The sequence below is a fragment of the Fructobacillus pseudoficulneus genome (assembly GCF_900108455.1).
GTDB classification, from domain to species: Bacteria; Bacillota; Bacilli; order Lactobacillales; family Lactobacillaceae; genus Fructobacillus; species Fructobacillus pseudoficulneus.
In genome coordinates, this window is record NZ_FNWS01000004.1 from 27877 (window position 1) to 49589 (window position 21713).

The window sequence follows — 21713 nt, forward strand, 5'->3', positions numbered from 1 at the left end:
GAAAGCGTACCCAAACTGAAGGAGATTGCGCAATGTCCCGCAAAAAAATGATTTTAGACCTAGACACCGGTATCGACGATGCCCTCGCATTAGCTTATGCGGTTGGCCACGATGACATCGATTTAATTGGTATCATCGCTACCTATGGTAACGCCCTCACGGATGTCACTGCTCAGAATTCACTGGACCTACTTGACTTACTTGGCGCCCATGACGTGCCCGTCTTTGTTGGTGAAACACATTCATCAACAACTGATTCTTTCACCGTCATGCCCATCTCTGAAGCCATTCATGGAACAAACGGTATTGGCAACGTCCAAGTGGCCGCCTCTGATCGCCAAGTAGATTCCGAGAATGGTATCGACTTCTTAATTGAAGCCGCCCATCAATACCAAGATGAACTCATTTACCTACCAACTGGTCCCCTCACCAACCTTGCTAAGGCATTGGAAAAGGATCCAAGCATTGCAGAATTGATTGGTCAAACGACCTTAATGGGTGGCGCCCTCACAGTTCCCGGTAATGTGACACCATTTACAGAAGCCAACATTCACCAAGACCCAGAAGCAGCCGATGTTGTTTTCAAACAGCAGCACAATCTGACCATGGTCGGCTTGGATGTCACTTTGCGGACCCTGTTAACTAAGAAGCACACTCAAGAGTGGCGTGACTTAGGCACAACAGCCGGACAAAACTATGCCGACATCATGGACTACTATATTGATGCCTATTATAACCTAGATATTGATAAAAAAGGAGCCGCACTCCACGATCCATTAGCTGTAGCGGTATCCGTTGACCCCTCTTATGTCACTACCCTTGATCTCAACATGCAGGTTACTTATGACAAGGAAAGCGGCGACTACGGCCGGACAATTGGTGATAAGGCCAAGTTGTTAGAGCCAACTATTTCCAAAGCAGCCATCTTGGTTGACCAAGACCGCTTTGTTAACGACTTCCAACAAATGATGTTGAAGGTCTTAGCTTAAAGAAAAAAGCTTAGCGATTGCTAAGCTTTTTTTGTGCATTATTTTTGATTAACTTCAGCTAATTTGGCATCAATTAAGGCCAAAACCTTTTCCTTAGCCGCTGCATCTTCGACGAAGTTTAACTCGTCACCATTAATTTCCAGCTTTGGTGACCGGTCATACTGGTCAAACCAAGCATCATAGCGGGCATTCAAGTCGGCATAGTACTGATACAAATCTGGATCTTGTTCAATTTGTTCGTATGGACGACCACGCTTTTTAATTCGAGCTAACATGGTATCCAAAGAAACCCGGACATGGATTAATAAATCAGGCGTCTTGGTCTTCTTATCCTCAGAAACTTCTTCTAAGACATTGTTGACCAGTTCCTTATAAATATCGACCTCTGTTTGGGTAGCTCGTCCCAAATCCGCATTCAACTGAAAGAGCAATGCATCTTCAAAGATTGATCGGTCCAAAACGGAATTCTCGTGCTTTTGCGCTTCGTGAATTTGGTCCAGACGAGTATTGAGAAAATAAATTTGTAGCAAGAAACTATACTTCTTGGGGTCTTGGTAAAAGAGTGGCAAAATTGGGTTGTTGTCCACACTTTCATAGTAAGCCTGCCCACCAAGGTGCTCTGCTAAAATTTCTGTTAAGCTGGTTTTCCCAGCGCCAATCGTCCCGGCCAATACAATCATTTGTTCATCAATCTCCTCATTTATCGCTCTCTCAAGTATAGCAAAAACCTTCCCGCATTTGCGGTCTTCTGTCAGATTTTTTGCAAAGAAAAAAGGCTGGAAATTTCAGCCTTTTTTATTAATTTTGTGTTTTGAGTGTTTGATTCAACTTAACCGTTACTGTCTTCTTCGCAGTACCACGATAGAAGGTCAACGTGACCTTATCGCCAACCTTGTGCGTATAAAGTTCTTCACGCAAATCAGCCTGGTTCGAAACAGTCTTGCCGTCGATGCCAACGATGACATCGTATTTCTTCAAGCCCGCTTTGTCAGCCGGTGAATCGCTATTGACCTTATAAAGGACTACCCCACCGTTAACACTGTTTGGAATCTTCAAGGAAGATTGTTGCTCGTCAACTGGAACCTGTGACAAGTTAATCATTTGGATTCCAAGCGCCGGACGAGTTACCTTACCATCCTTGACCAGCTTATTAACAATATCGACAACCTGATCAGAAGGAATGGCAAAACCAATTCCCTCAACTGCGGTTCCGTTAGATGAGGTCGACAGTTTCATCGAATTAATTCCAATGACCTGTCCCGCTAGGTTAATTAACGGACCTCCTGAGTTACCGGGGTTAATGGCCGCATCGGTTTGAATAACCGTTGAACCGCCGTAATTTTGACCACTATCATCGTCTGATTGCACTAAACGCTTGGTAGCGGAAACAATTCCTTCCGTCACAGATGATGCATACTGCGAACCCAATGGTGACCCGATTGCCAAAACCTTTTCACCAACGGCGATTTTACCTGAATCACCAAAGCTAGCAGTTGAGATATTAGTTGAATCGCTAATCTTCAATACCGCCAAATCAGTTAGGGAATCTTTTCCAACCAATTCCGCAGTAACCGTCTTGTTATCATTGGTAATCACTTGAATCTTATCAGCACCATCAATCACGTGGTTGTTGGTCACGATGAAGGCAGAACCCTCTGCCTTTTTATAAGCAAATCCTGAACCCTCAGACGATTCTGTATAGGAATTGCTGCCAGATTTCTTAAAATTGATCACTGAAACAACAGAATTGGCCACCTTATTATAAGCAGACGTTGCCGTGTCCTTAGAAGAAAGTGCGACTGTCTTCGTCGACTTGGTCCGAACCGGGCTATGCGTGACTTGATAATTTTGATAAACTTCTTGCCCCGCTAAAACAGCACCTCCACCTAATAACCCGGCAAAGGCGCCTGCCAAAATTAAATTGGTCAAATTCTTTTGCATATCAGTCTCCATTTTTAGCTGAACTTAGTTTAGCAAGTAGACGTTAAGTTAAGATTAAGTAACAAAAATCAGTCATCGTCCCAATTTTTGCCACTTAATAACAGTTCATCCTCAACGTAATTAAAAGTCAGCTTAAAGGTTGATCCCTTATTTTCTTCGGATTCAACCCAAATCTCTCCATTGAGTGTTTCCACCACTTCTTTGGCAATCGCAAGTCCTAGACCCGTACCACCTTGCGCGCGTGACCGCGACTTATCAACCCGGAAGAAACGGCCAAAGACCCGAGTCAGGTCTTCCTTAGGAATTCCCAGCCCTTGGTCTGCAATACTGATTTGAACCTTGTGACCGACCTTCTCCAAAGAGACGGTGATTGTCCCACCATCGGGTGAATACTTGACCGCATTGTTCATAATATTATCCAGCACTTGCGTCATCTTATCGTAATCGATATCAACCCAGAATTCTGGTGTTTCAGGGATTTCACGAACAATCTTAATCTTCCGGTTATCACTAAATTGCGCATTTGGTGATAGCAAAATCATGTCAAAACGATCCAAAATCGAGTTCAACATGGCGTTTAACTCAACAATTTCCGTTTTCACTTCCATAGTTCCCTGATCCATCCGCGATAGCTCAAGCAAATCCGCCACCATTCGTGACATCCGCTCCGTTTCGCCCTGAATCACTTCCAAAAATTCTTCCGTAATCTGTGGATCATCCTTGGCGCCGTCCAGCAAAGCTTCGATATAAGAACGAACCGACGTTAATGGCGTCCGCAATTCATGGGAGACATTCGAAACAAAATCACGTCGGTCTTGGTCAATCTTCTTTTGCTTGGTAATATCGTGCAAAATCAGGACTGTCGCATTGATCAATCCCGATGGATTTTTAACTGGCGAAACACTAATTTCAATCGATCGATGCCCGATTTCAACCATAATCGGCTTTCGGGTTTGAACCATTTCTTGGACATTAATACTTTCAGGAACTTGGATCAAGTCTAGGACCTGTTGTCCCAAAGCGTCCTGCTCAGTAATGCCTAAAATCGTCGTGGCGGCTTGATTAATAATCAAGAGCTGTCCACTGGCATTGGTCAGCAAAACGCCATCAGACATGTGATGCAGGACTGAATGCAGACGATTGCGTTCATTACTGATGATTTCGGTTGATTCCGCAATTCGATTTGATAGTTTGTTAACCGATTGTGCTAGTTGTGAAATTTCATCAGACCCGCGGATGTCATTAATCATCGAATAATCACCGGCCGCGATTCGAGCAGTCTGCTTATTAATAATTTCAATTGGTCGGGTCAATGTTCGTGACAAAACAAAGGCCAAGTAGACAGAGGCCACCAGCGTTAACAAGCCGGCCAAAACAAAGAGCACTAAGATCTGCCGGGCATTGGCATAGACCTTATTTAAGTCGGCGTAGACAATGGCTAATCCAATCGGCTTTTCATCTTTGGCAGTCGGCTTTGTGCTACCATCACGGTAGAGTGGCATCGTTACCACCGCCTGTTGTCCTTGGCCCGTTTCTTGGTCCTGCGTTTTAATCTTTTGATAAGAATTATCACCAGCTAAGGCTAATTGAGCATTTTGGTCCAACCGTCGTGGCGTCAACGCTGAGTTATTTGATTGCTTGGCAACAACTTTTCCTGCCTGGTTAAAGACAACAACGTTTTGAACCAAATTAGCATCAAAATCTTTGATGGCGGTTTTCATCCGACTTTGGGCTTCGGGATCATCACTGTCGACCAAACCAGCCGTGATTTTCTTAGAAACGTAGGTCGGCAAAGTCAGCTCGGATTCGCTGGCCATTAAATCATGTCGTTCAATTTGATGAACAAAGAAAACGCCAAATGATTCCAAAATCACAATCAAAAAAAGGACAAAGACAAAAGTTATTCGGAATCGAATCGATTGTAAGAGTTTAACAATGACTTTCATATTCCTGACAACTGCTGCCTGTCCCTTCTATTTATTTGATGCGATTTATTTGTTTTGATTTTTTCCTGAAGAAAGGTAATAACCAACCCCACGACGTGTTCCCAACCAAACTGGATGTGAAGGAACGTCTTCAATTTTTTCACGTAAACGACGAACCGTCACATCGACTGCACGTACGTCGCCAAAGTAGTCATAACCCCATACTTGACGCAACAAGTTTTCACGGTTCATCACTTGACCGATGTGTTGTGCCATATATGAAAGCAATTCAAACTCACGATGAGTCAATTCAAGATCAACACCATCCTTGGTAACCATGTAAGTTTTAGTATGAATCACCAAGTTACCCAATTGGATATCTTCTTGGTTTACTGAAGTATCATCTGTCCGGCTTGGCACATGACGGTTACGCAAGTTTGCCTTGACACGGGCAACCAATTCACGATTTGAGAATGGCTTGGTAATGTAATCGTCAGCTCCCATTTCCAATCCAATGACTTTGTCAATCTCAGAATCCTTGGCCGTCACCATAATTACTGGTGTCTTGTCCTTCGCCCGAATCTGGCGTAGAACTTCAATCCCTTCAACTTCAGGCAACATTTGATCCAACAAAACCAAATCAGGATTATCGGACTTATAAAGTTCCAATGCTTCAGCACCGTCACCTGCAGTAACTACTTCGTAGCCTTCCTTGACCAAGTTGAACTTGATGATGTCAGAGATTGGCTTTTCGTCATCAACCACTAAAATTTTATACATACGCGTCTCCAATAAAAACATTTTTCATTCGTTATTGTAACATATTATATTCGGATTTAACTTGATTTATGAATATTATTCACAAAAAAGACCACTTTTCGACTTGTTTCTCGAAAGATGGGCTTTTTTCTTTGTGATTATTTAATTTGTTTCTAAAAAGCTGTCGCAGTGAAACACTGTTATTCTTGTGTCCGACGACGGAAACGGTGCTTAAACATTGGACTAATTGCTTCATTCATTGACACACGGCGAATTGCTTCACCAATCAATTCCCCAACTGAGACAATTTCCAACTTATCGAACTTCTTTGAGTCCGGTAAGTTGATTGAATCCGTCACAATGACCTTCGTAAAGACGGAGTTTTGCAACCGTTCCAAAGCTGGTCCTGAGAAAACGGCGTGTGAGGCCACTACGTAGACTTCCTTAGCACCATGTTCCATCACCAACTGAGCACCCTGGGTAATGGTTCCAGCAGTATCAATCATATCGTCAATCATGATGGCTGTCTTACCGGCTACATCCCCGACGATTGAACCAACTTCCGCCACGTTAGGCTTTGGCCGACGCTTGTCAATAACGGCCACTGGTGCTTCCAAGCCAAGCATGTTGTTCAAGTTGCGGGCTCGGGTCATCCCACCGTGATCCGGTGAAACAACAACGGCATTTTCCTTATCAGCAATTCCTGTCTCAATCAGGTAATCAGCTAGCAAAGGTGCGCCCTGTAAATGATCCATTGGTAAGTCAAAAAATCCTTGAATCTGGGCAGCGTGAAGGTCTAATGCCATCACACGAGTTGCCCCGGCACGTTCAATCATGTTGGCAACCAACTTAGCGGTGATTGGTTCGCGAGAACGGGCCTTTCGGTCTTGTCGTGCATAACCGTAATATGGCAAGACGACGTTAATTTGATTAGCTGAAGCCCGCTTAAGAGCATCAATCATAATCAACAATTCCATCAAATTGTCATTGACCGGTTGTGACGTTGACTGAATCACGAAAACATCGGCTCCACGAACGGATTCTTCGATGTTAATTTGAACTTCACCATCGGCAAAACGCTTCACTGAAATATCACTAAGTGGCACGCCCACTTCGGCAGCAATTTTTTCAGCCAAGGGATGATTCGATGAGAGAGAAAAGAGTTTTAAGTTTGACTTAGGCATTATGTTACTCCATAAAAGAAACGACGATTTCCTATTTATTATAACAATAAATTGGGTAAAACTGGGCAAAAAAGCGACTGAATTTTCATCAGTCGCCCTCAAATACTGTTCTTTTGTACTTTTATGATCAATCAGCCAAAACAAAACGCTCAATTGCCTTGGCAACCCCATCATGATTATTATCAGCGGTTTCGGCATTGGCAACTTCTTTAATCGCAGGAATGGCATTACCCATTGCCACCCCAATTCCGGCGGCCTGAATCATGGTAAAGTCATTTTCTTGGTCACCGATGGCCATTGTTTGAGACTGGTTAATGCCCAGCTCTTCTGCCAGTGCCAGCAGCGCTTGTCCCTTGGAAGCATCATTGTTCATGAACTCCAAATTATTAGGCGTTGACCGCACCACGTTGGCATCAATGGCCAATTGTTCTGGTACCTTGGCCTGCACTTGATCCATAAAGACCTTTTCACCGATAGCAATTGCCTTGACAAAGGGCACTTCCTTCAATTCTGCTAGGCTATCTTTCACCGTTAACGGAATGTTAACCACGAAATTTTCCTGACTAGCAAAGACGTTCACATAACGATTAATCGTATAGGCATCCGTATCCGATTCAATCTGGATGTATGCATTGTTCTCGGCTGCAAACCGTTGTGCTTGCTGGAACGATTCCCATGACAACGCGGCACGGTGCAACACTTTTTGACCGTCTGTCGTCTGGACTAAGCCCCCATTATGGGTGATAACGTAATGATCAGAGCCAACTAAGTCTAATTCGTTTAAAATGCTTTTAACGCCGGTTTCTGGCCGTCCAGTCGTAATCACGACATAGACGCCCTGAGCCGTGGCCTTTTGTATCGTTTTTTTAACAGCCGGCGTAATTTCACGATTGTCGTTGTACAGTGTCCCATCAATATCAATCGAAACAAGTTTTATTGGATTCATGAAGTTGTTGACCCCTTTCAAGATTATGTCAATTATAGCAAAAATCACTGAGGCATTGAGGATTAAAAAGTACAAAAAAAGAACCGCCGGAGCGATTCTTTCAAGTATTAAAGGATTACTTCAAAGCAGACCATTGCCACTTAGTGAATTCTTCAATATCGCGACCTTCTTCACGGGTCACCTTCATGTGCTTTGCCAAGATGTCATCCATCTTAGTGATGAATGTGTCGGCAGCAGCTTGATCAACTGAACCACGGTCTGCAAGGACAGCAACAGCTTCCTTAGCTTGGTGGAAACGATCAAGGTGTGAGTAAACACGCATGTCGTAAGTAGTTGTGATGTCACCATCTTCACGGTATCCGTGAACAAAGACGTCACCGCGGAACTTACGTTCGAAGAAGAATGATTCAACCAAGTCTTCGTATCCGTGGAATCCGAAGATAACTGGTGTATCAGCTTGGAAGAACTTGTTGAATTCGTCATCTGACAATTCACGTTCATCGTTTCCTGCTGATTCTGACTTCTTTTGCAAACGAAGCAATTCAACAACGTTTACATAGCGGAACTTAACTTCAGGGAATGCCTGGTTAACCAACCACAATGCGGCCAAAGTTTCGATTGTTGGTTCTGTACCAGCAGAAGCAAATGTGATGTCCACATCAGCTGATGGTGCAGTAGATGCCCAATCGATAACCTTCAAACCTTCAGTAGCCAACACTTCAGCTTCAGCAGCTGAGAACCACTGTTGACGTGGTTGCTTTGAGATAACCATGTGGTTAACCTTTGAGTGTTCGCTGAAGGCACGTTCCATCACTGCCAAAGTTGAGTTACCATCAGCTGGCAAGTATTGACGGATGAAGTTTGACTTCTTTTCAGCCAAGTGAGTCAACATACCTGGATCTTGGTGAGTGTAACCGTTGTGATCTTGTTGGAAGGCAGTTGAAGTTGAAATCAAGTTCAATGATGGGTAGTCATTACGCCATGCTTGTTCTGAAGCGTGACGCAACCACTTGAAGTGCTGAGTAATCATTGAGTCGACAACGCGCAAGAATGATTCGTATGAAGCGAAGATTCCAACACGACCAGTCAAAGTGTAACCTTCAAGCCATCCTTCAGCTTGGTGCTCTGACAATTGAGCATCCAAGATACGGCCTTCTGGGGCTTCGTATTGGTCGTTAGGGTTCTTAACTTCTTCCATCCATTGACGGTTAGTAGTATCAAACAATGACCACAAACGGTTTGACATCGTTTCATCAGGACCAAAGACACGGAATGACTTAGGGTTCATTTGCATTACCTTTTCAAGGTAGTTTGACAAAGTGAACATGTCCATGTTGCGGTTACCATCTGGCAAGATAGTTCCACGGTTGTCAGCGTTGATGTCGTTTACGTAATCGCGCCAGTCTGGCAAGTCAAGATCCTTAAGATCTTCACCGCGCTTACGACCACCGTTAGCGATTGGGTTAGCTGACATACGCTTGTCGCCCTTAGGAGCGATAGCCTTCAATTCATCCTTCAATGAACCATCAGCGTTGAACAATTCTTCAGGCTTGTATGAGTTCATCCATTCTTCGAATTGTGGCAATGTGTCCAACTTTCCTTGTGCCAAAGGCAATGGAACTTGGTGGGCACGGAATGAGTTTTCGATTGGCATTCCAGCTTGGTCGTGGGTAGGTCCACCCCAACCCTTTGGCAAGCGAGCAATAATCACTGGCCATGCAGGAATTGTACCATCTTCATACTTACCGTTTTCACGAGCATCCTTTTGGATAGCTTGGATGTCTTCGATAGCAGTATCGAAGATATCAGCAGCCTTTTCGTGGTAAGTCATGTAATCATGGATGTCGTCGTTTTCGATGAAACGAGCTGAGTAACCAAGACCTGCAAAGAAGTTCTTGATTTCTTCATCTGACATACGTGAGAACACAGTTGGGTTAGAAATCTTAAATCCGTTCAAGTCCAAGATTGGCAAAACGGCACCGTCGTTCTTAGCGTTCAAGAACTTGATTGAGTGCCATGAAGTCATTGATGGACCAGTTTCGGCTTCACCATCACCAACAACCGCAAAAGCGATTTGGTCAGGGTTATCCAAAACAGCACCAAAAGCGTGTGACAATGAGTAACCCAATTCTCCACCTTCGTGTAATGAACCTGGAGTTTGAGCAGTCATGTGTGATCCAATTCCACCTGGGAATGAGAAACGCTTAAACAAAGTTGACATACCCTTCAAGTCTTGAGTAACTTCTGGGTAATCTGCAGTATATTCACCATCAAGGTAAGCGTTGGTAACCATTACTTGACCACCGTGACCAGGACCACCGATGTAGAACATGTTCAAGTCATACTTGTTGATCAAACGGTTAGCGTGAGCATACAAGAAAGTTTGACCTGAGATTGTTCCCCAGTGCCCGATAGGCTTAACCTTAACATCTTCTGCTTGAATAGGTGTGTTAGTTACTGAGAACAATGGGTTTGACTTCAAAAAAATCATCCCAGCTGACAAATAGTTGGTTGCACGCCACCACTTGTCAACAAGTTCCAAGTACTCTTTTGAGTTGTAATCAACCATGTAAATAGTACTCCTTTTTCTTTCAACGAAGCCCGCTTCTGCAAACTCCGGATATATATTTACAAGTATTATTATATCGACTGTAATCTTTTGATTCAAGAAAAAAAGCCCATTGGGCCTAACTTTTTCGTTTTTGGTTGGATAAGATGAATAATTGGACCGGTCCAATTCCTAAATATCCAACATTTATATTTGTTTTGTTTGGAAACTTTATTCAGAACCCAAGGAAACGAAGGCATTGTAGCGGAGATACTTATAATGCAAACGCATATTAGAATATTCCAACGGGGTTCCATCGTCCATAAAGAAAATACCTTCCATGATGCCGACCGGTTCCGTCCGTTTCAATTTCAATAGTTTTTGTTCTTCTTCATTGGAGGGTTCTGTCATGATGGTCATGAAAGATCGAGTGACGGTCTTTGACTTTTTCTTCTCAACATATTCATAAATCGACTTTGAGACCGTTTCCCGATTGAGACCCGGCAAGAGCGAAATCGGCACATAGCCGTACTCAATCATAAAGGGAACGCCGTCTAACTTACGCAGTCGTTTAATTTCATAAACAAAATCGCCTTCCTTCAAGAAAAGGGCAGACTGCTGTTCTGGTGTTGAGGGAATCACCCGGAAGTCCAATAATTCAATACTTGGCGCCTGGCCATTAATCCGAAACGAATCGGAAACGCCCAGGTTAGACCCTTCGTGTTGGAAAATGGCCTGGTTTTTCAGGTACAAAGGATTCACGAAGGTTCCAGATCCACGCTTCTTAAAGATAATTCCTTGCTGGACTAAAACATTTAAAGCGCGTTTGATTGACGACCGAGAAACGGCATAGCTTTCAGCCAAACTGCGCTCATCCGGTAATTTCAGGTCCTCATAAGCACCCTGATAGATTTTTTGTTTAATATCGGCTTGCACCGTGACATAAATTGCTTCTGACATAAGCTCTATTTTAGCACGAATTGGTCCGACCAGTTTATCAAATTGGTTACACGTTCTACCCCTACTTTCAGCGGCTTGTGCTAAAATAAGACCATGGCTAAGAAGAAAAAAGATAAAAAAACACTACCAGAACAAGTGCTTGATAAGCATAAAGTTGCCTATACCCCCGTTGAATTGAACGCAATCGACCTCAGCCAAGAGGAAATCGATGCACAAATGGCGGTTTTGGGCATTCAAGAGTCCGATATTTATAAGACACTAGCAGTTAAAGGTGACAAGACTGGCCCCTTAGTCGCAGTGGTACCCTTGACCGAACGACTCGATATGAAAAAATTAGCAGCCGTTTCCGGCAATAAAAAGACGCACATGCTGCCACTAAAAGAGCTAGAAGCCACTACCGGTTACGTCCATGGTGCCAACAACCCCGTTGGTATTTGGCACAACCACGGTTTTCCAATCTACTTTGATAACCACGCCAAAGACGCTGACTTCTTCCTTGTCTCGGCGGGTGAATTGGGTCGGTCCGACCGCCTCAATCCGGCTGAACTGGCCGCAATGATTCAGGCGCCATTTGCCGACCTAACTGAATAAATAAAAAAGTTCCTCGTTCAAATCAAAACGAGGAACTTTTTTATTTGGAACTTACCAGCCACCCGTCATATCCGGAATTGGACCAGGTCCACCGTTATTACCACGGAAACTTGGTGCCATATCCGAAAACTTGAAGGTTGGCTTATTAAACATCAATTCAGCTTTACCACGTGCACCGGCACGGTTTTTTTCGACCAAGACTTCAATTGGGACAACATCTTGTTCTTCTTCCGCTTCGCCACCTTCTGCACCATCGTCGCCACCCCGGCCGGGATGGTAGTCATCACGGTACAAGAAGGCAACAATGTCAGCATCCTGTTCAATCGAACCTGATTCACGCAAATCCGATAGGATTGGTCGCTGATCTTGCCGCTGCTCCACGCCTCGCGAAAGCTGGGCCAAGGCAATAATTGGCGTCCGCAATTCCTTGGCCAATTTCTTGATGGAACGGGAAACTTCGGAAACCGCCTGCTGCCGGTTTTCGTTGTTGGCAGACTCAATCAGACCAAGGTAATCAATCATGACCAACCCAAGTGGGTGTGGATTTTCATCGCGCTCTGCTTCGGACATGCCAGACAAAACATCGCGTTCCAACTTCCGTAATTTAGCCGCGATTTGCGACATTCGGATTCCAGGCGTATCGTCCATATAAATCTGCATGTTGGCCAATGACTGAACCGCCACGGTCATGTTGGCCCAATCCTGCTCGCTCAAATCACCATTTGTCAGCTTACGGGAATCAATCCCACCTTCGGCCGCTACCAAACGGGTAACCAAGTCGGTGGCCCCCATTTCCAATGAAAAGACAATTACCGGTTTCTTTTCAGTCTTCGCAGCGTTCTTGGCGATATTCAAAACAAAGGCCGTCTTACCAACGGCTGGCCGGGCTCCGATGACGATCATCTGATCTTCACGGAAACCGTTGGTCAACTCGTCAAGGGCCTGATACCCGGAAGCAATTCCCAGAATATCATTGTCGTTATCGCGGGCAATTTCCAGATTTTCTTGAAATTCATTCAAGACATCCTTAATCCGCCGCAAATCGTCATCACCCTGATTTTGGGCCAATTTGTCCAATTGCCGGTTCAAATCTTCCAACAAATCGGATGAACGTTCCGCCCCATCGTAAGCTAGTGACATCGAGTCCGTTAGCGTTTGAATCATCCGTCGCAAAATCGCCTTTTCATGGACAATTTGGGCATAGTGTTTCAAATTGGCGGCCGATGCCGTTGACTGAGACAGCTCCGCCAGGTAGGCAACGCCACCGATATTTTCCAGTTGGCCCATGGCGTTTAACTTATCTTGCAAAGTCAAAATATCAATTGGTCGCTCTTCTTCGACCAAAAGTCGCATGGCCTTGAAAATTTCCTGATGCTTTTGCCGGTAAAAATCACTTGGTTCCAGAATTGCTTCCGCCGCCACCATGGCCGCATCCGACTTTACATCAAAGAAAATAGCACCCAAGACCGCTCGTTCAGCGGCTTCATCATTGGGTGCTTGGCGATATTCATTTCCCATTACAGAAACGTCTGCCATCTCTATCCCTCACTAACGTGAACACGTAAGTCTGCCATCACGTCACGGTGAACCTTAACCGGTACCGTCACATAACCCATGGCATGAATTGGTTGGTTTAACAACAACTTACGCTTATCAATCTTAATCTGATACTGGTCAGCCAAAGCCGCAACAATTTGCTTGGTTGAAACCGCACCAAAGAGGCGACCGTCGGTACCAGCCTTCCCCTTAATCGTCACAACCGTCTTTTCGTCTTCCAAAAAGTCTTTCAGCTTCTTGGCTTCAGCTAATTCTTCGGCGGCCCACTTTTCCTCGGCCTTTTGGCGACCCTTAACAGCACCCAGGTTCTTCCCTGTTGCCGGTTCTGCCTTCTTGTTTTTGATCAAAAAGTTATTGGCGTAACCGTCCGGCACATCTTTGACTTCGCCCTTTTTTCCGCGACCCTTAACATCTTCTAGAAATACAACCTTCATCTGTGCCTCCTTGGACTATCCCACTAAAAGAATAATCACTTTTGTTTTATTTTAATAAGCAGAAAAACAACTGTCAAAGTTTATTCAGCAGCCTGTTCTTCTTCCTGACTTTCAATGGCTTGTACCAACTGGTCGTAAGCCTCAGTTGTGCTAACATCAGCCATTTGTGTGGCCGCATTTGATAAGTGACCACCACCACCAAGGTCTTCCATGACCGTTTGGACGTTGAAGTCCCCATTTGAGCGGGCAGAAATGCCGACCCGGCCATCATCACGCTTAGTGATAACAAATGAAGCCTTAACGCCTTCGATTTGTAGCAATTCATCGGCGGCTTGCGCGGTAATGACACCAGGATAAACCGTGTCGTCATCACCAACGGAAATAGCAGCCTCGTTCTTGATTTCAGCCAAGTGAACCAATTCGGCCCGCGCCTTAAAGTCTGAGAACTTTTCCTTCAAGAAGGATTGAATCAATTCATTATCAGCACCGTTGGCCCGCAGGTATGATGCCGCATCAAAAGTTCGAGAACCAGTCCGCAAGACGAAGTTCTTGGTATCGACTTGGATTCCACCCAACATGGCCGTGGCTTCCAACGGTGTAATTGGGGCATTCTTTTGGTTTTGGTACTGCAAGAGTTCCGTTACCAATTCAGACGTTGAGGAAGCATATGGTTCAATATAGGTCAAAATTGGCTTTTCTGGCAGAGCATCCTCCGTCAAACGGTGGTGATCAATAATCACAACGCGAGCCGCCAATTTGTGCAGCAAGTCCGGAGCGCCATCCAACTGTTCCTTAGCGTGGTCAACCAAAATCAACAATGACTTTTCGGTTGCCAAATCCAGCGCTTCTTTTTCAGTAATGAAGGAAACCCCGAGGTCTTCCCCGGCGTCGTCACCACTTTGATCCGAACGAACCGTGGCTAGCAAAGCTTGAATATCGGAATAGACGGTGCTTTCATCGACAACAACGTAGGCCTTCTTGTCACGGGTTTGGCTAAAGCGCCACAGTCCCATGGCAGAGCCAATCGCATCCATGTCGGGTGTCTTGTGACCCACTACAAAAATTTGATCAGACTGGTCCATCAATTCCGCAATTGTTTGTGAAATCACCCGGGCCCGAACTCGCGTCCGCTTTTCCATTGGATTGGTCGTTCCACCATAGAAACGAGCAGGCGCATCCTCAGCCTTCACAACCACCTGGTCACCACCACGTCCGAGGGCCAAATCCAAGTTGGTTTGGGCAAGTTGAACCAAAGAATTAATATCTTGTTCACCATAAGCAATTCCCATTGACAAGGTCAAAGGAGAATTCTTTTGAGCGGTTCCTTCACGGACGGTCTTCACCACGGAAAACTTATCATCTTCTGCTTTGACCAAGTCACGCTGGTAACCCATCAACAAATAGGTCACGGGCGACAGTCGGCGGACATACAGGTCATACTTCTTCGCCCAATCCGTCAACTGCCCGGTCACTTCCGTTCGCAGCTTTGAAGTCTCTGAATCCGGCATTCCTTCTGTGACTTCTTCGTAGTTATCAACGGAAACTAGGCCGGTTACCAAACGATGGTCGGCCAAGTCCTTGCCTAAGGTCACGTTCTCTGTTGCATCCAACAGGTAAATCACACCCAGATTCTTTTGGTAGGCCAAATCAAATGACCGGTCAAGCCAAGTGAAGCGGTTCTGCTTATCTTCTGAAAAGTTTTTGATGGCAAAGGCTAAGTCACCATCGACTTCCAAAAGGCTTTCGCCAATCAAGTCTTCATCTAAAAGCAACGATTGCAAATAAGGATTGACCCAAACAATCCGATCCCCTTGGCCAAGCAGGATAATCCCAATTGGCATTTCAATAATCGCCTCTTGTTGACCAGACTTGACTCGGTAAGTGAGCTCCTCTAAGTAAGACTCGCTTGATTGACTACTTTCAATCAATTCCTTGAGCATCACCACCACAAAGACGATTAAAAACAGCAGCCAGAGCAAACCAAAGAGCCAGTTCAGCATTAAGGCCAAAATGAGCGAAATGGCCGCTACAACTGCAACCCAAATTGTCTCGATGACAAAGGTCTTATTCTGTTGGTAACGGGAAAGTGCCCGCAAGTTCGAAAATGTTTTCATGAATGCCTCAAAGTCATTTCGTTTAATTAGTTATATTCATTTTACCATATCATCGAACAAAGGTCGGTCGGCACTCTTTGTTAGCTTTGGTAAAAGAAAAGAACCAAGACCTAAGTCTTGGTTCTTTCTTAACGTATTAGTCTTCAGTGACGAATGGCAACAAAGCCATGATCCGTGCGCGCTTGATAGCAGCAGTGATCTTACGTTGGTTCTTTGCTGAAGTTCCAGTCACACGACGTGGCAAAATCTTACCGCGTTCTGAGATGAAACGTTCCAACAATTCAGTATCCTTGTAATCCACGTATTCGATGTGGTTGGCTGCAATAAAGTCAACCTTACGACGACGGCGTGGTCCACCTTGTGGGCGACGACGTTGTGGACGTGCGTTTTGTTCAGGCATAGTACTTCTCCTTTCACTTAGAAGTTAAAGTTAAAATGGTAGGTCATCATCAGAAATATCAATCTCTGAATTATTGTTAGCCGCGAAGGGATTAGCCCCTCCTTGGTTACCACTTTGTTGATTATTATTTTGGTTGGCGCTTGCAAATGGGTCGGCGTTACCAAAGTCCTGGTTATTACCAGAGAAGTCTTGGTTAGCACCTGAACCATTTTGGGCCCGGCGACGTTCGCTATCGGCCTTTGATTCCAATAGCGAGAAGTTATCAACAGATACTTCTGTCACGTAAACTCGTTGACCAGCATTATTTTCATAATTACGGGTCTGCAAACGACCTTCAACGGCAACAAGGGCGCCTTTACCGGTAAAGTTGGCAAAGTTTTCAGCAGCCTTCCGCCAAATAACGGCGTTGATAAAGTCTGCTTCGCGGTCCCCATTGGCGTTCGTGAAATTCCGGTTCACTGCAAGAGTGAAGGAACCCACTGCTACACCCGATTGGGTATAACGTAATTCCACATCACGGGTTAACCGTCCAATTAAAACAACTCGATTAATCATTTTCTAGGTCCTTTCCCGGTGGAATCTTAGATTATTCAGCGTCGCGCTTCACAATCATGTTACGCAAGATGTCAGATGAAATCTTAGCCAAACGATCAAATTCGTTAGCTGCTTCATTTGATTCGGCAGTGAAGTTGATTACGTGGTAAGTTCCTTCACGGTAGCCGGCGATTTCGTAAGCGAAACGACGGTTAGCCCAATCAGCTGACTTCACAACAGTCGCACCATTGTCAGCCAAGATCTTGTCAAAGCGTTCAACGAGCGCCTTTTTTGCATCTGCTTCCATGTCAGGGCGAATGATATAAGTTAATTCGTATGCTGTAGCCATGTATATTTCCTCCTTTTGGTCTCTGGCAGCCAAACAGCTGCAAGGAGTGCGTGCATTTGTCTGCACTCACATCCATTAACTATACTAAATCCGTCCTTATTTTGCAAGCACTCAACACTTATTTCCACCATTACTGGATTAGACGAAAAAAGTTGGCCGTTTCAGACCAACTCATTAAAAATTATGCTTTTGCTTCTTCTTCGTCCTGAGACGCTTGGCGCAAGCCAATTCCCGTTAATGCCGATAGCAAAGAGAAGACCGGCGAGAAGAGCGCTAAGAAAGTAAAGGGCACAAAGGCCAAAACCGAAACGTGCAAAGTTTGGCTCGCAAAGGCACCGGCGACTCCCCAGGGCACCAAGTAATTGGCAATGGCACCGGAATCTTCCATCGCCCGCGACAAAGCCAAAGGCGACAAACCAAAGCGGCGATAGTCCTCTTTAAAAATTTGTCCCGGCAACATCACTGACAGATACTGTTCCCCAACCAAGAAGTTGGTAGCGATTCCCGTCATCAAAGTTGAAAAGACCAGTGACTTTTGACTGTGCAAGCGTGAAACGATTGGGTTCATCACTGCCCGTAAAATTCCCAAGTTTGAAAGCAAGCCACCCAAAGCCAAGGCGAGCATAATCAACATGATGGTTTCCATCATCGCCGTCATCCCCCCACGGTTAAGAAGTGCAATCAAAGTTGGATTGGTTGAGCTTGTCTTGTAGCCCTTGACGATCAAGTCCGCCCAGGCCGTCAACGAGTGACCAGAGAACAAATAATAAACGGTGTTGACCGTCACGTTAATTAACAAGGACGGAATGGCCGGAATTTTAGCCAAGGCTGACAGCAAAATCAAGGCAATCGGCACAATTGTCCACCAGGTTGGTTGAATCAACTGCGTCACCGCAGCCGTCTTGGTGTTCACAGCACCAGCATGGTGAGCAAAACCAAAGAAGAAGGCCAAAAATAGGGTGACGGCCATCGCTGGCAAAGTCGTCCACATCAAATTCCGCAAGTGCGCAAACAAATCCGTTCCAGAAACAGCCGCAGCCAAGTTCGTTGAATCGGCTAATGGCGAACTCTTGTCACCAAAGATTGCGCCGGAGATAATCATCCCCGCTACCAAAGCCGGATTGAAACCAAGGGTCGTTCCGACCCCCATCAAAGCCACCCCAACAGTCGACATCGTTGTGAAGGCAGAACCAATCATCGTTCCCACCAAGGCGGAGGTCAACAAGGCGGTTGGTAAGAACCAAGTTGGGTTAATTAATTTGAAGCCCAACCAAATCATCGTTGGAATCACACCCGTTCCAAGCCAAAGAGCAATCATCGAACCGATTAACAAAAACAGAAAGAGCGGCGCAATTCCCGCTTCAATCCCTTGAATCAATGCGGATTGCGCATCCTTAAAACTAACACCTGCTAGCCGCATGACCAAGATGATCCAGGCAATCGCTACCAACAAAGGTGCAATTGGCGCCAAACCAAGGCCAATGATTCCACCGGCCAAAATAAAAATAACGCCGGCCAATAAGACAACAGCCAACGTTTTATTAACTTTTTGTTGCATAAAAAACTACTCCCTTTTCTTACGAGCCATTATTAATAGACCCATATTTGCCAAAATCATGGCGATAAAGACAGAGAAGAACAGCGGGTTAAACCAACCATGGTCCAACATAATCCCACCATACAGTGGTCCAACCATTCGTCCCAATGAAATCATGATGCTGACAAAGCCCTGCGCCTGACCCGAAACTTCCTTTGGCGTCAGTTGGGCCACCCAAGCGGGAACTTGAGGAGAGGCCAACATTTCACCAAGGGTCAGGAGTTCAAAGACCAAGACAATTTGCCAAAATTGGTTAACAAAGAGCATCAAGATAAACGACGAAGCAAAAACAAAACCACCACTAATCACTGAAAGACGATATGGGTGCTTGTTTGCCCAATTTGAAATTATCTTTTGAAATAGGATAATTGTCAAGCCGTTTAAGACCCAAAGATCGGCATAATGACGAGTTGAAATCCCAATTGACCGCATGTGTGGGGCCATGACGGTCTCCCACAGCATATAGGAAAGATAAATCACAAATAAGAAAGCGGCCAGGCACCAAAGCAGCGGTGTCATCGTAAACTTAGCCGGTTTCTTGTCCACAGGAACAACGTGCTTAATCGGCTCAGCCTTCTCAGAACCAGTTGCTGGCTCAGCCTCCTCTTCATACGTCATATCAGTATTGACGTTGAAAACAAAAGTTGAAACCACCAATAAGATGAAGAACAACGATGCCGCTAAGAGCATTAACCATTTGAAGCCGTAGTCAAATAAATAACCAACGGCCAAGGTTCCAATCACAACCCCAACGTTCAAGACAATGTACATGTTATTGAAGATCACCCGGGTGTTCTTGCCCCGAATCGTCGTCGCATAGGCATTGAGCAAAGTCGTTGTCGCCCCAATTCCAAAGGAGGCCGTCATCATCAAAATCGCAAAAATTGGCCAGCCATTATGGAAAAAGAGGGCAATCAATGAAACCAAGGCAATCAAATTCGCCCCGATCAGTGATAGATATGGTCGCCAGAAATCAAATAACTTTCCAGCAATAAAAGCACCACAAATATTTAAGAGCGAACTAAAAAAAATAACGATTCCCGAGGTCGTTAAGTCCTGCCCCAAAGAAACAGTCATGTGAAGGGTCGTTACCGGCCAAATCATTGAATTTCCAGTATTGGTTATTAAATTAGCGGTTAAGAGCCAACGCTCGGATAATTTTTTATTTGTTTGTACCTGCATAACGACCTCCCTGTATTTTCTAAGTATACCATGAAATTAATTTAATCCTTGATAAAAAGGGTCCAATCTAAGTCGTTTATGTAAGTGCTTTCTTTGTTTTAATCACTGGGTTTTTCCAATATTAAATTTTCCCGGTTTTCGTGAATTTTTGATGCGTTTCCGTTATAATGATAGCGAACGCAAATTAGATAAAGGGGATTCTTATGGTTGCAGAACTTAAAACCTTAGTAACTTTTTTCGGTGCCACTGGTGATTTAGCCAAGCGCCTGCTTTACCCATCTGTTTTTAACCTCTACAAAAAGGGTTATCTAGCAGAGAACTTTGCCGTGGTCGGGACAGCTCGTCAAGACTTGACGGATGAAGAATACCGCGAGATGGTCACGGAATCAGTTCAAGATGGACAAGATGCTGCTCAAGTTGCTGCCTTCGTTGCCCACTTCTCTTATGATGCTTCCGACGTGACAGAAGCTGCTGGCTACGCTAACTTGAAGAAGACAATCGAAGCCGCTTCCGCTAAGTTTGGCGTTGAAGGCAACCGCATTTTCTACATGTCTGTTGCCCCACGTTTCTTTGGAACCATCGCCCAATTCTTGAAGTCTGAAGGGCTCTTGGCCGACAAGGGCTACAACCGAATCATGATTGAAAAGCCATTTGGAACTTCATATGAAACGGCCGAAAAGTTGCAAAACGAATTGACTGCCGCTTTTGATGAAGACCAAGTTTACCGCATTGACCACTTCCTTGGTAAGGAAATGGTTTTGAACATCGCCCCACTCCGCTTTGGGAACCCATTGATTAACAACGCTTGGAACAAGGACTACATCAAGAACGTCCAAGTAACTTTGGCCGAAACATTGGGTGTTGAAGAACGAGCTGGCTACTACGATACAGCCGGTGCTTTATTGGACATGATCCAAAACCACACGATGCAAATCATCGGTTGGTTGGCGATGGAAGAACCAAAGGACTTCTCAGACGTTGCCATCCGTGACGCTAAGAACGCCGCCTTTTCTGCTCTTGAAATTTATGATGAAGCCGGTGTTAACCGCTACTTCGTTCGTGGTCAATATGGAGCTGGTAAGACTGCCGGTCACATTGCCTACAACCAAGAACCAGATGTTCCTGCCGACTCAAAGACAAACACCTACATCGCCGGTGAATTGCACTTCAATACACCACGTTGGGAAGGCGTTCCATTCTACGTTCGTTCAGGAAAGCGTTTGACTAAGAAGACCACTCGAATCGACGTTGTCTTCAAGGCCGGTGCCTTCTCATTTGGCTCAGCCCAAGAACCACAAGAAACGGTTCTTTCAATTGTTGTTTCACCTGACGAGAAGATTACTTGGTCATTGAACGCGAAGGAAGTTTCTGACAACTTCAACACGCAAACAATCGACTTGAACTGGGCACCAACTGCCGAACAAAAGGCCATCACACCCGCTCCTTACGAACGGATGTTGCACGATGCCATGGACGGTAACGGTTCGAACTTCGCCGACTGGCACGGTGTTGCGACTGCTTGGAAGTTTACCGACGCCATTTCAGACGTTTATGCCGCCGATAAGGCACCACTTGAAATTTATGAATCAGATACCATGGGTCCACAAGCCGCTGATGACTTGTTGGCTAAGAATGGTGACGCCTGGGTTTTCCGTGGCGAATAATTCGATATTAAAAAGGCACTGGCCAATCACGGTCAGTGC

At 45.1% G+C, this 21713-nt stretch carries 19 protein-coding genes; 3 read left to right on the forward strand and 16 right to left on the reverse strand.

Going from position 1 to position 21713, the window contains the following annotated elements; translation table 11 throughout:
* The first annotated feature begins 32 nt into the window (after positions 1 to 32).
* Positions 33 to 989 carry a nucleoside hydrolase gene (locus BLW39_RS04470; protein WP_059378700.1) on the forward strand — a complete coding sequence of 319 codons (957 nt, stop codon included), beginning with the start codon at positions 33 to 35 and terminating at the stop codon, positions 987 to 989.
* 38 nt (positions 990 to 1027) lie between these two features.
* On the opposite strand, the gene BLW39_RS04475 is transcribed toward BLW39_RS04470, so the two are convergent.
* The 8 genes from BLW39_RS04475 to BLW39_RS04510 all read right to left on the reverse strand — a co-directional run bounded on the left by BLW39_RS04475 (position 1028) and on the right by BLW39_RS04510 (position 11252).
* A complete protein-coding gene (locus BLW39_RS04475; RefSeq protein ID WP_059378702.1) occupies positions 1028 to 1669 on the reverse strand; it encodes a deoxynucleoside kinase in 642 nt (213 codons plus the stop codon).
* 118 nt (positions 1670 to 1787) lie between these two features.
* On the reverse strand, positions 1788 to 2930 hold the full coding sequence (locus BLW39_RS04480; protein ID WP_059378705.1) for a S1C family serine protease: 1143 nt from the start codon (positions 2928 to 2930) through the stop codon (positions 1788 to 1790).
* A 68-nt stretch (positions 2931 to 2998) separates the two neighbouring features.
* Positions 2999 to 4876: an ATP-binding protein gene (locus tag BLW39_RS04485; protein ID WP_059378707.1), complete on the reverse strand. Its 1878-nt coding sequence runs from the start codon at positions 4874 to 4876 to the stop codon at positions 2999 to 3001.
* Positions 4877 to 4921: 45 nt separating this feature from the next.
* A complete protein-coding gene (yycF, locus tag BLW39_RS04490; RefSeq protein ID WP_059378708.1) occupies positions 4922 to 5635 on the reverse strand; it encodes a response regulator YycF in 714 nt (237 codons plus the stop codon).
* A gap of 179 nt (positions 5636 to 5814) precedes the next feature.
* Entirely contained in the window at positions 5815 to 6798 is a 984-nt protein-coding gene (locus BLW39_RS04495) for a ribose-phosphate diphosphokinase (protein WP_059378710.1), read from the reverse strand.
* Positions 6799 to 6925: 127 nt separating this feature from the next.
* Positions 6926 to 7744, reverse strand: coding sequence for a Cof-type HAD-IIB family hydrolase (locus tag BLW39_RS04500; protein ID WP_059378712.1), 819 nt, complete (start codon positions 7742 to 7744; stop codon positions 6926 to 6928).
* A 115-nt stretch (positions 7745 to 7859) separates the two neighbouring features.
* Entirely contained in the window at positions 7860 to 10313 is a 2454-nt protein-coding gene (locus BLW39_RS04505; RefSeq protein WP_059378716.1) for a phosphoketolase family protein, read from the reverse strand.
* 210 nt (positions 10314 to 10523) lie between these two features.
* Complete coding sequence (locus BLW39_RS04510) at positions 10524 to 11252, reverse strand: GntR family transcriptional regulator (RefSeq protein WP_059378718.1); 729 nt, start codon at positions 11250 to 11252, stop codon at positions 10524 to 10526.
* Positions 11253 to 11345: 93 nt separating this feature from the next.
* On the opposite strand from BLW39_RS04510, the gene BLW39_RS04515 reads away from it, so the two are divergent.
* Complete coding sequence (locus BLW39_RS04515; protein ID WP_059378720.1) at positions 11346 to 11843, forward strand: aminoacyl-tRNA deacylase; 498 nt, start codon at positions 11346 to 11348, stop codon at positions 11841 to 11843.
* A gap of 51 nt (positions 11844 to 11894) precedes the next feature.
* On the opposite strand, the gene dnaB is transcribed toward BLW39_RS04515, so the two are convergent.
* The 8 genes from dnaB to BLW39_RS04555 all read right to left on the reverse strand — a co-directional run bounded on the left by dnaB (position 11895) and on the right by BLW39_RS04555 (position 20010).
* The gene (gene dnaB / locus BLW39_RS04520; RefSeq protein WP_114666323.1) at positions 11895 to 13379 is read right to left on the reverse strand and encodes a replicative DNA helicase; all 1485 of its coding nucleotides are present in this window, start codon (positions 13377 to 13379) and stop codon (positions 11895 to 11897) included.
* Between the two features lie 2 nt (positions 13380 to 13381).
* Positions 13382 to 13834 (reverse strand): 50S ribosomal protein L9, encoded by a 453-nt coding sequence (gene rplI, locus BLW39_RS04525; RefSeq protein WP_059378722.1) that lies wholly within the window; start codon positions 13832 to 13834, stop codon positions 13382 to 13384.
* An 80-nt stretch (positions 13835 to 13914) separates the two neighbouring features.
* A complete protein-coding gene (locus BLW39_RS04530; RefSeq protein ID WP_059378724.1) occupies positions 13915 to 15948 on the reverse strand; it encodes a DHH family phosphoesterase in 2034 nt (677 codons plus the stop codon).
* Positions 15949 to 16084: 136 nt separating this feature from the next.
* Positions 16085 to 16348 (reverse strand): 30S ribosomal protein S18, encoded by a 264-nt coding sequence (rpsR, locus tag BLW39_RS04535; RefSeq protein ID WP_059378726.1) that lies wholly within the window; start codon positions 16346 to 16348, stop codon positions 16085 to 16087.
* A 30-nt stretch (positions 16349 to 16378) separates the two neighbouring features.
* Positions 16379 to 16903 (reverse strand): single-stranded DNA-binding protein, encoded by a 525-nt coding sequence (gene ssb, locus BLW39_RS04540; protein ID WP_059378727.1) that lies wholly within the window; start codon positions 16901 to 16903, stop codon positions 16379 to 16381.
* A gap of 31 nt (positions 16904 to 16934) precedes the next feature.
* Positions 16935 to 17231 (reverse strand): 30S ribosomal protein S6, encoded by a 297-nt coding sequence (gene rpsF / locus BLW39_RS04545; RefSeq protein ID WP_059378729.1) that lies wholly within the window; start codon positions 17229 to 17231, stop codon positions 16935 to 16937.
* A gap of 181 nt (positions 17232 to 17412) precedes the next feature.
* Complete coding sequence (locus BLW39_RS04550; protein ID WP_059378731.1) at positions 17413 to 18789, reverse strand: Na+/H+ antiporter NhaC family protein; 1377 nt, start codon at positions 18787 to 18789, stop codon at positions 17413 to 17415.
* 6 nt (positions 18790 to 18795) lie between these two features.
* On the reverse strand, positions 18796 to 20010 hold the full coding sequence (locus tag BLW39_RS04555; RefSeq protein ID WP_059378733.1) for an MFS transporter: 1215 nt from the start codon (positions 20008 to 20010) through the stop codon (positions 18796 to 18798).
* 203 nt (positions 20011 to 20213) lie between these two features.
* Between BLW39_RS04555 and zwf the strand changes: the two genes are divergently transcribed.
* On the forward strand, positions 20214 to 21674 hold the full coding sequence (gene zwf / locus BLW39_RS04560; protein ID WP_059378735.1) for a glucose-6-phosphate dehydrogenase: 1461 nt from the start codon (positions 20214 to 20216) through the stop codon (positions 21672 to 21674).
* Positions 21675 to 21713: the final 39 nt, after the last annotated feature.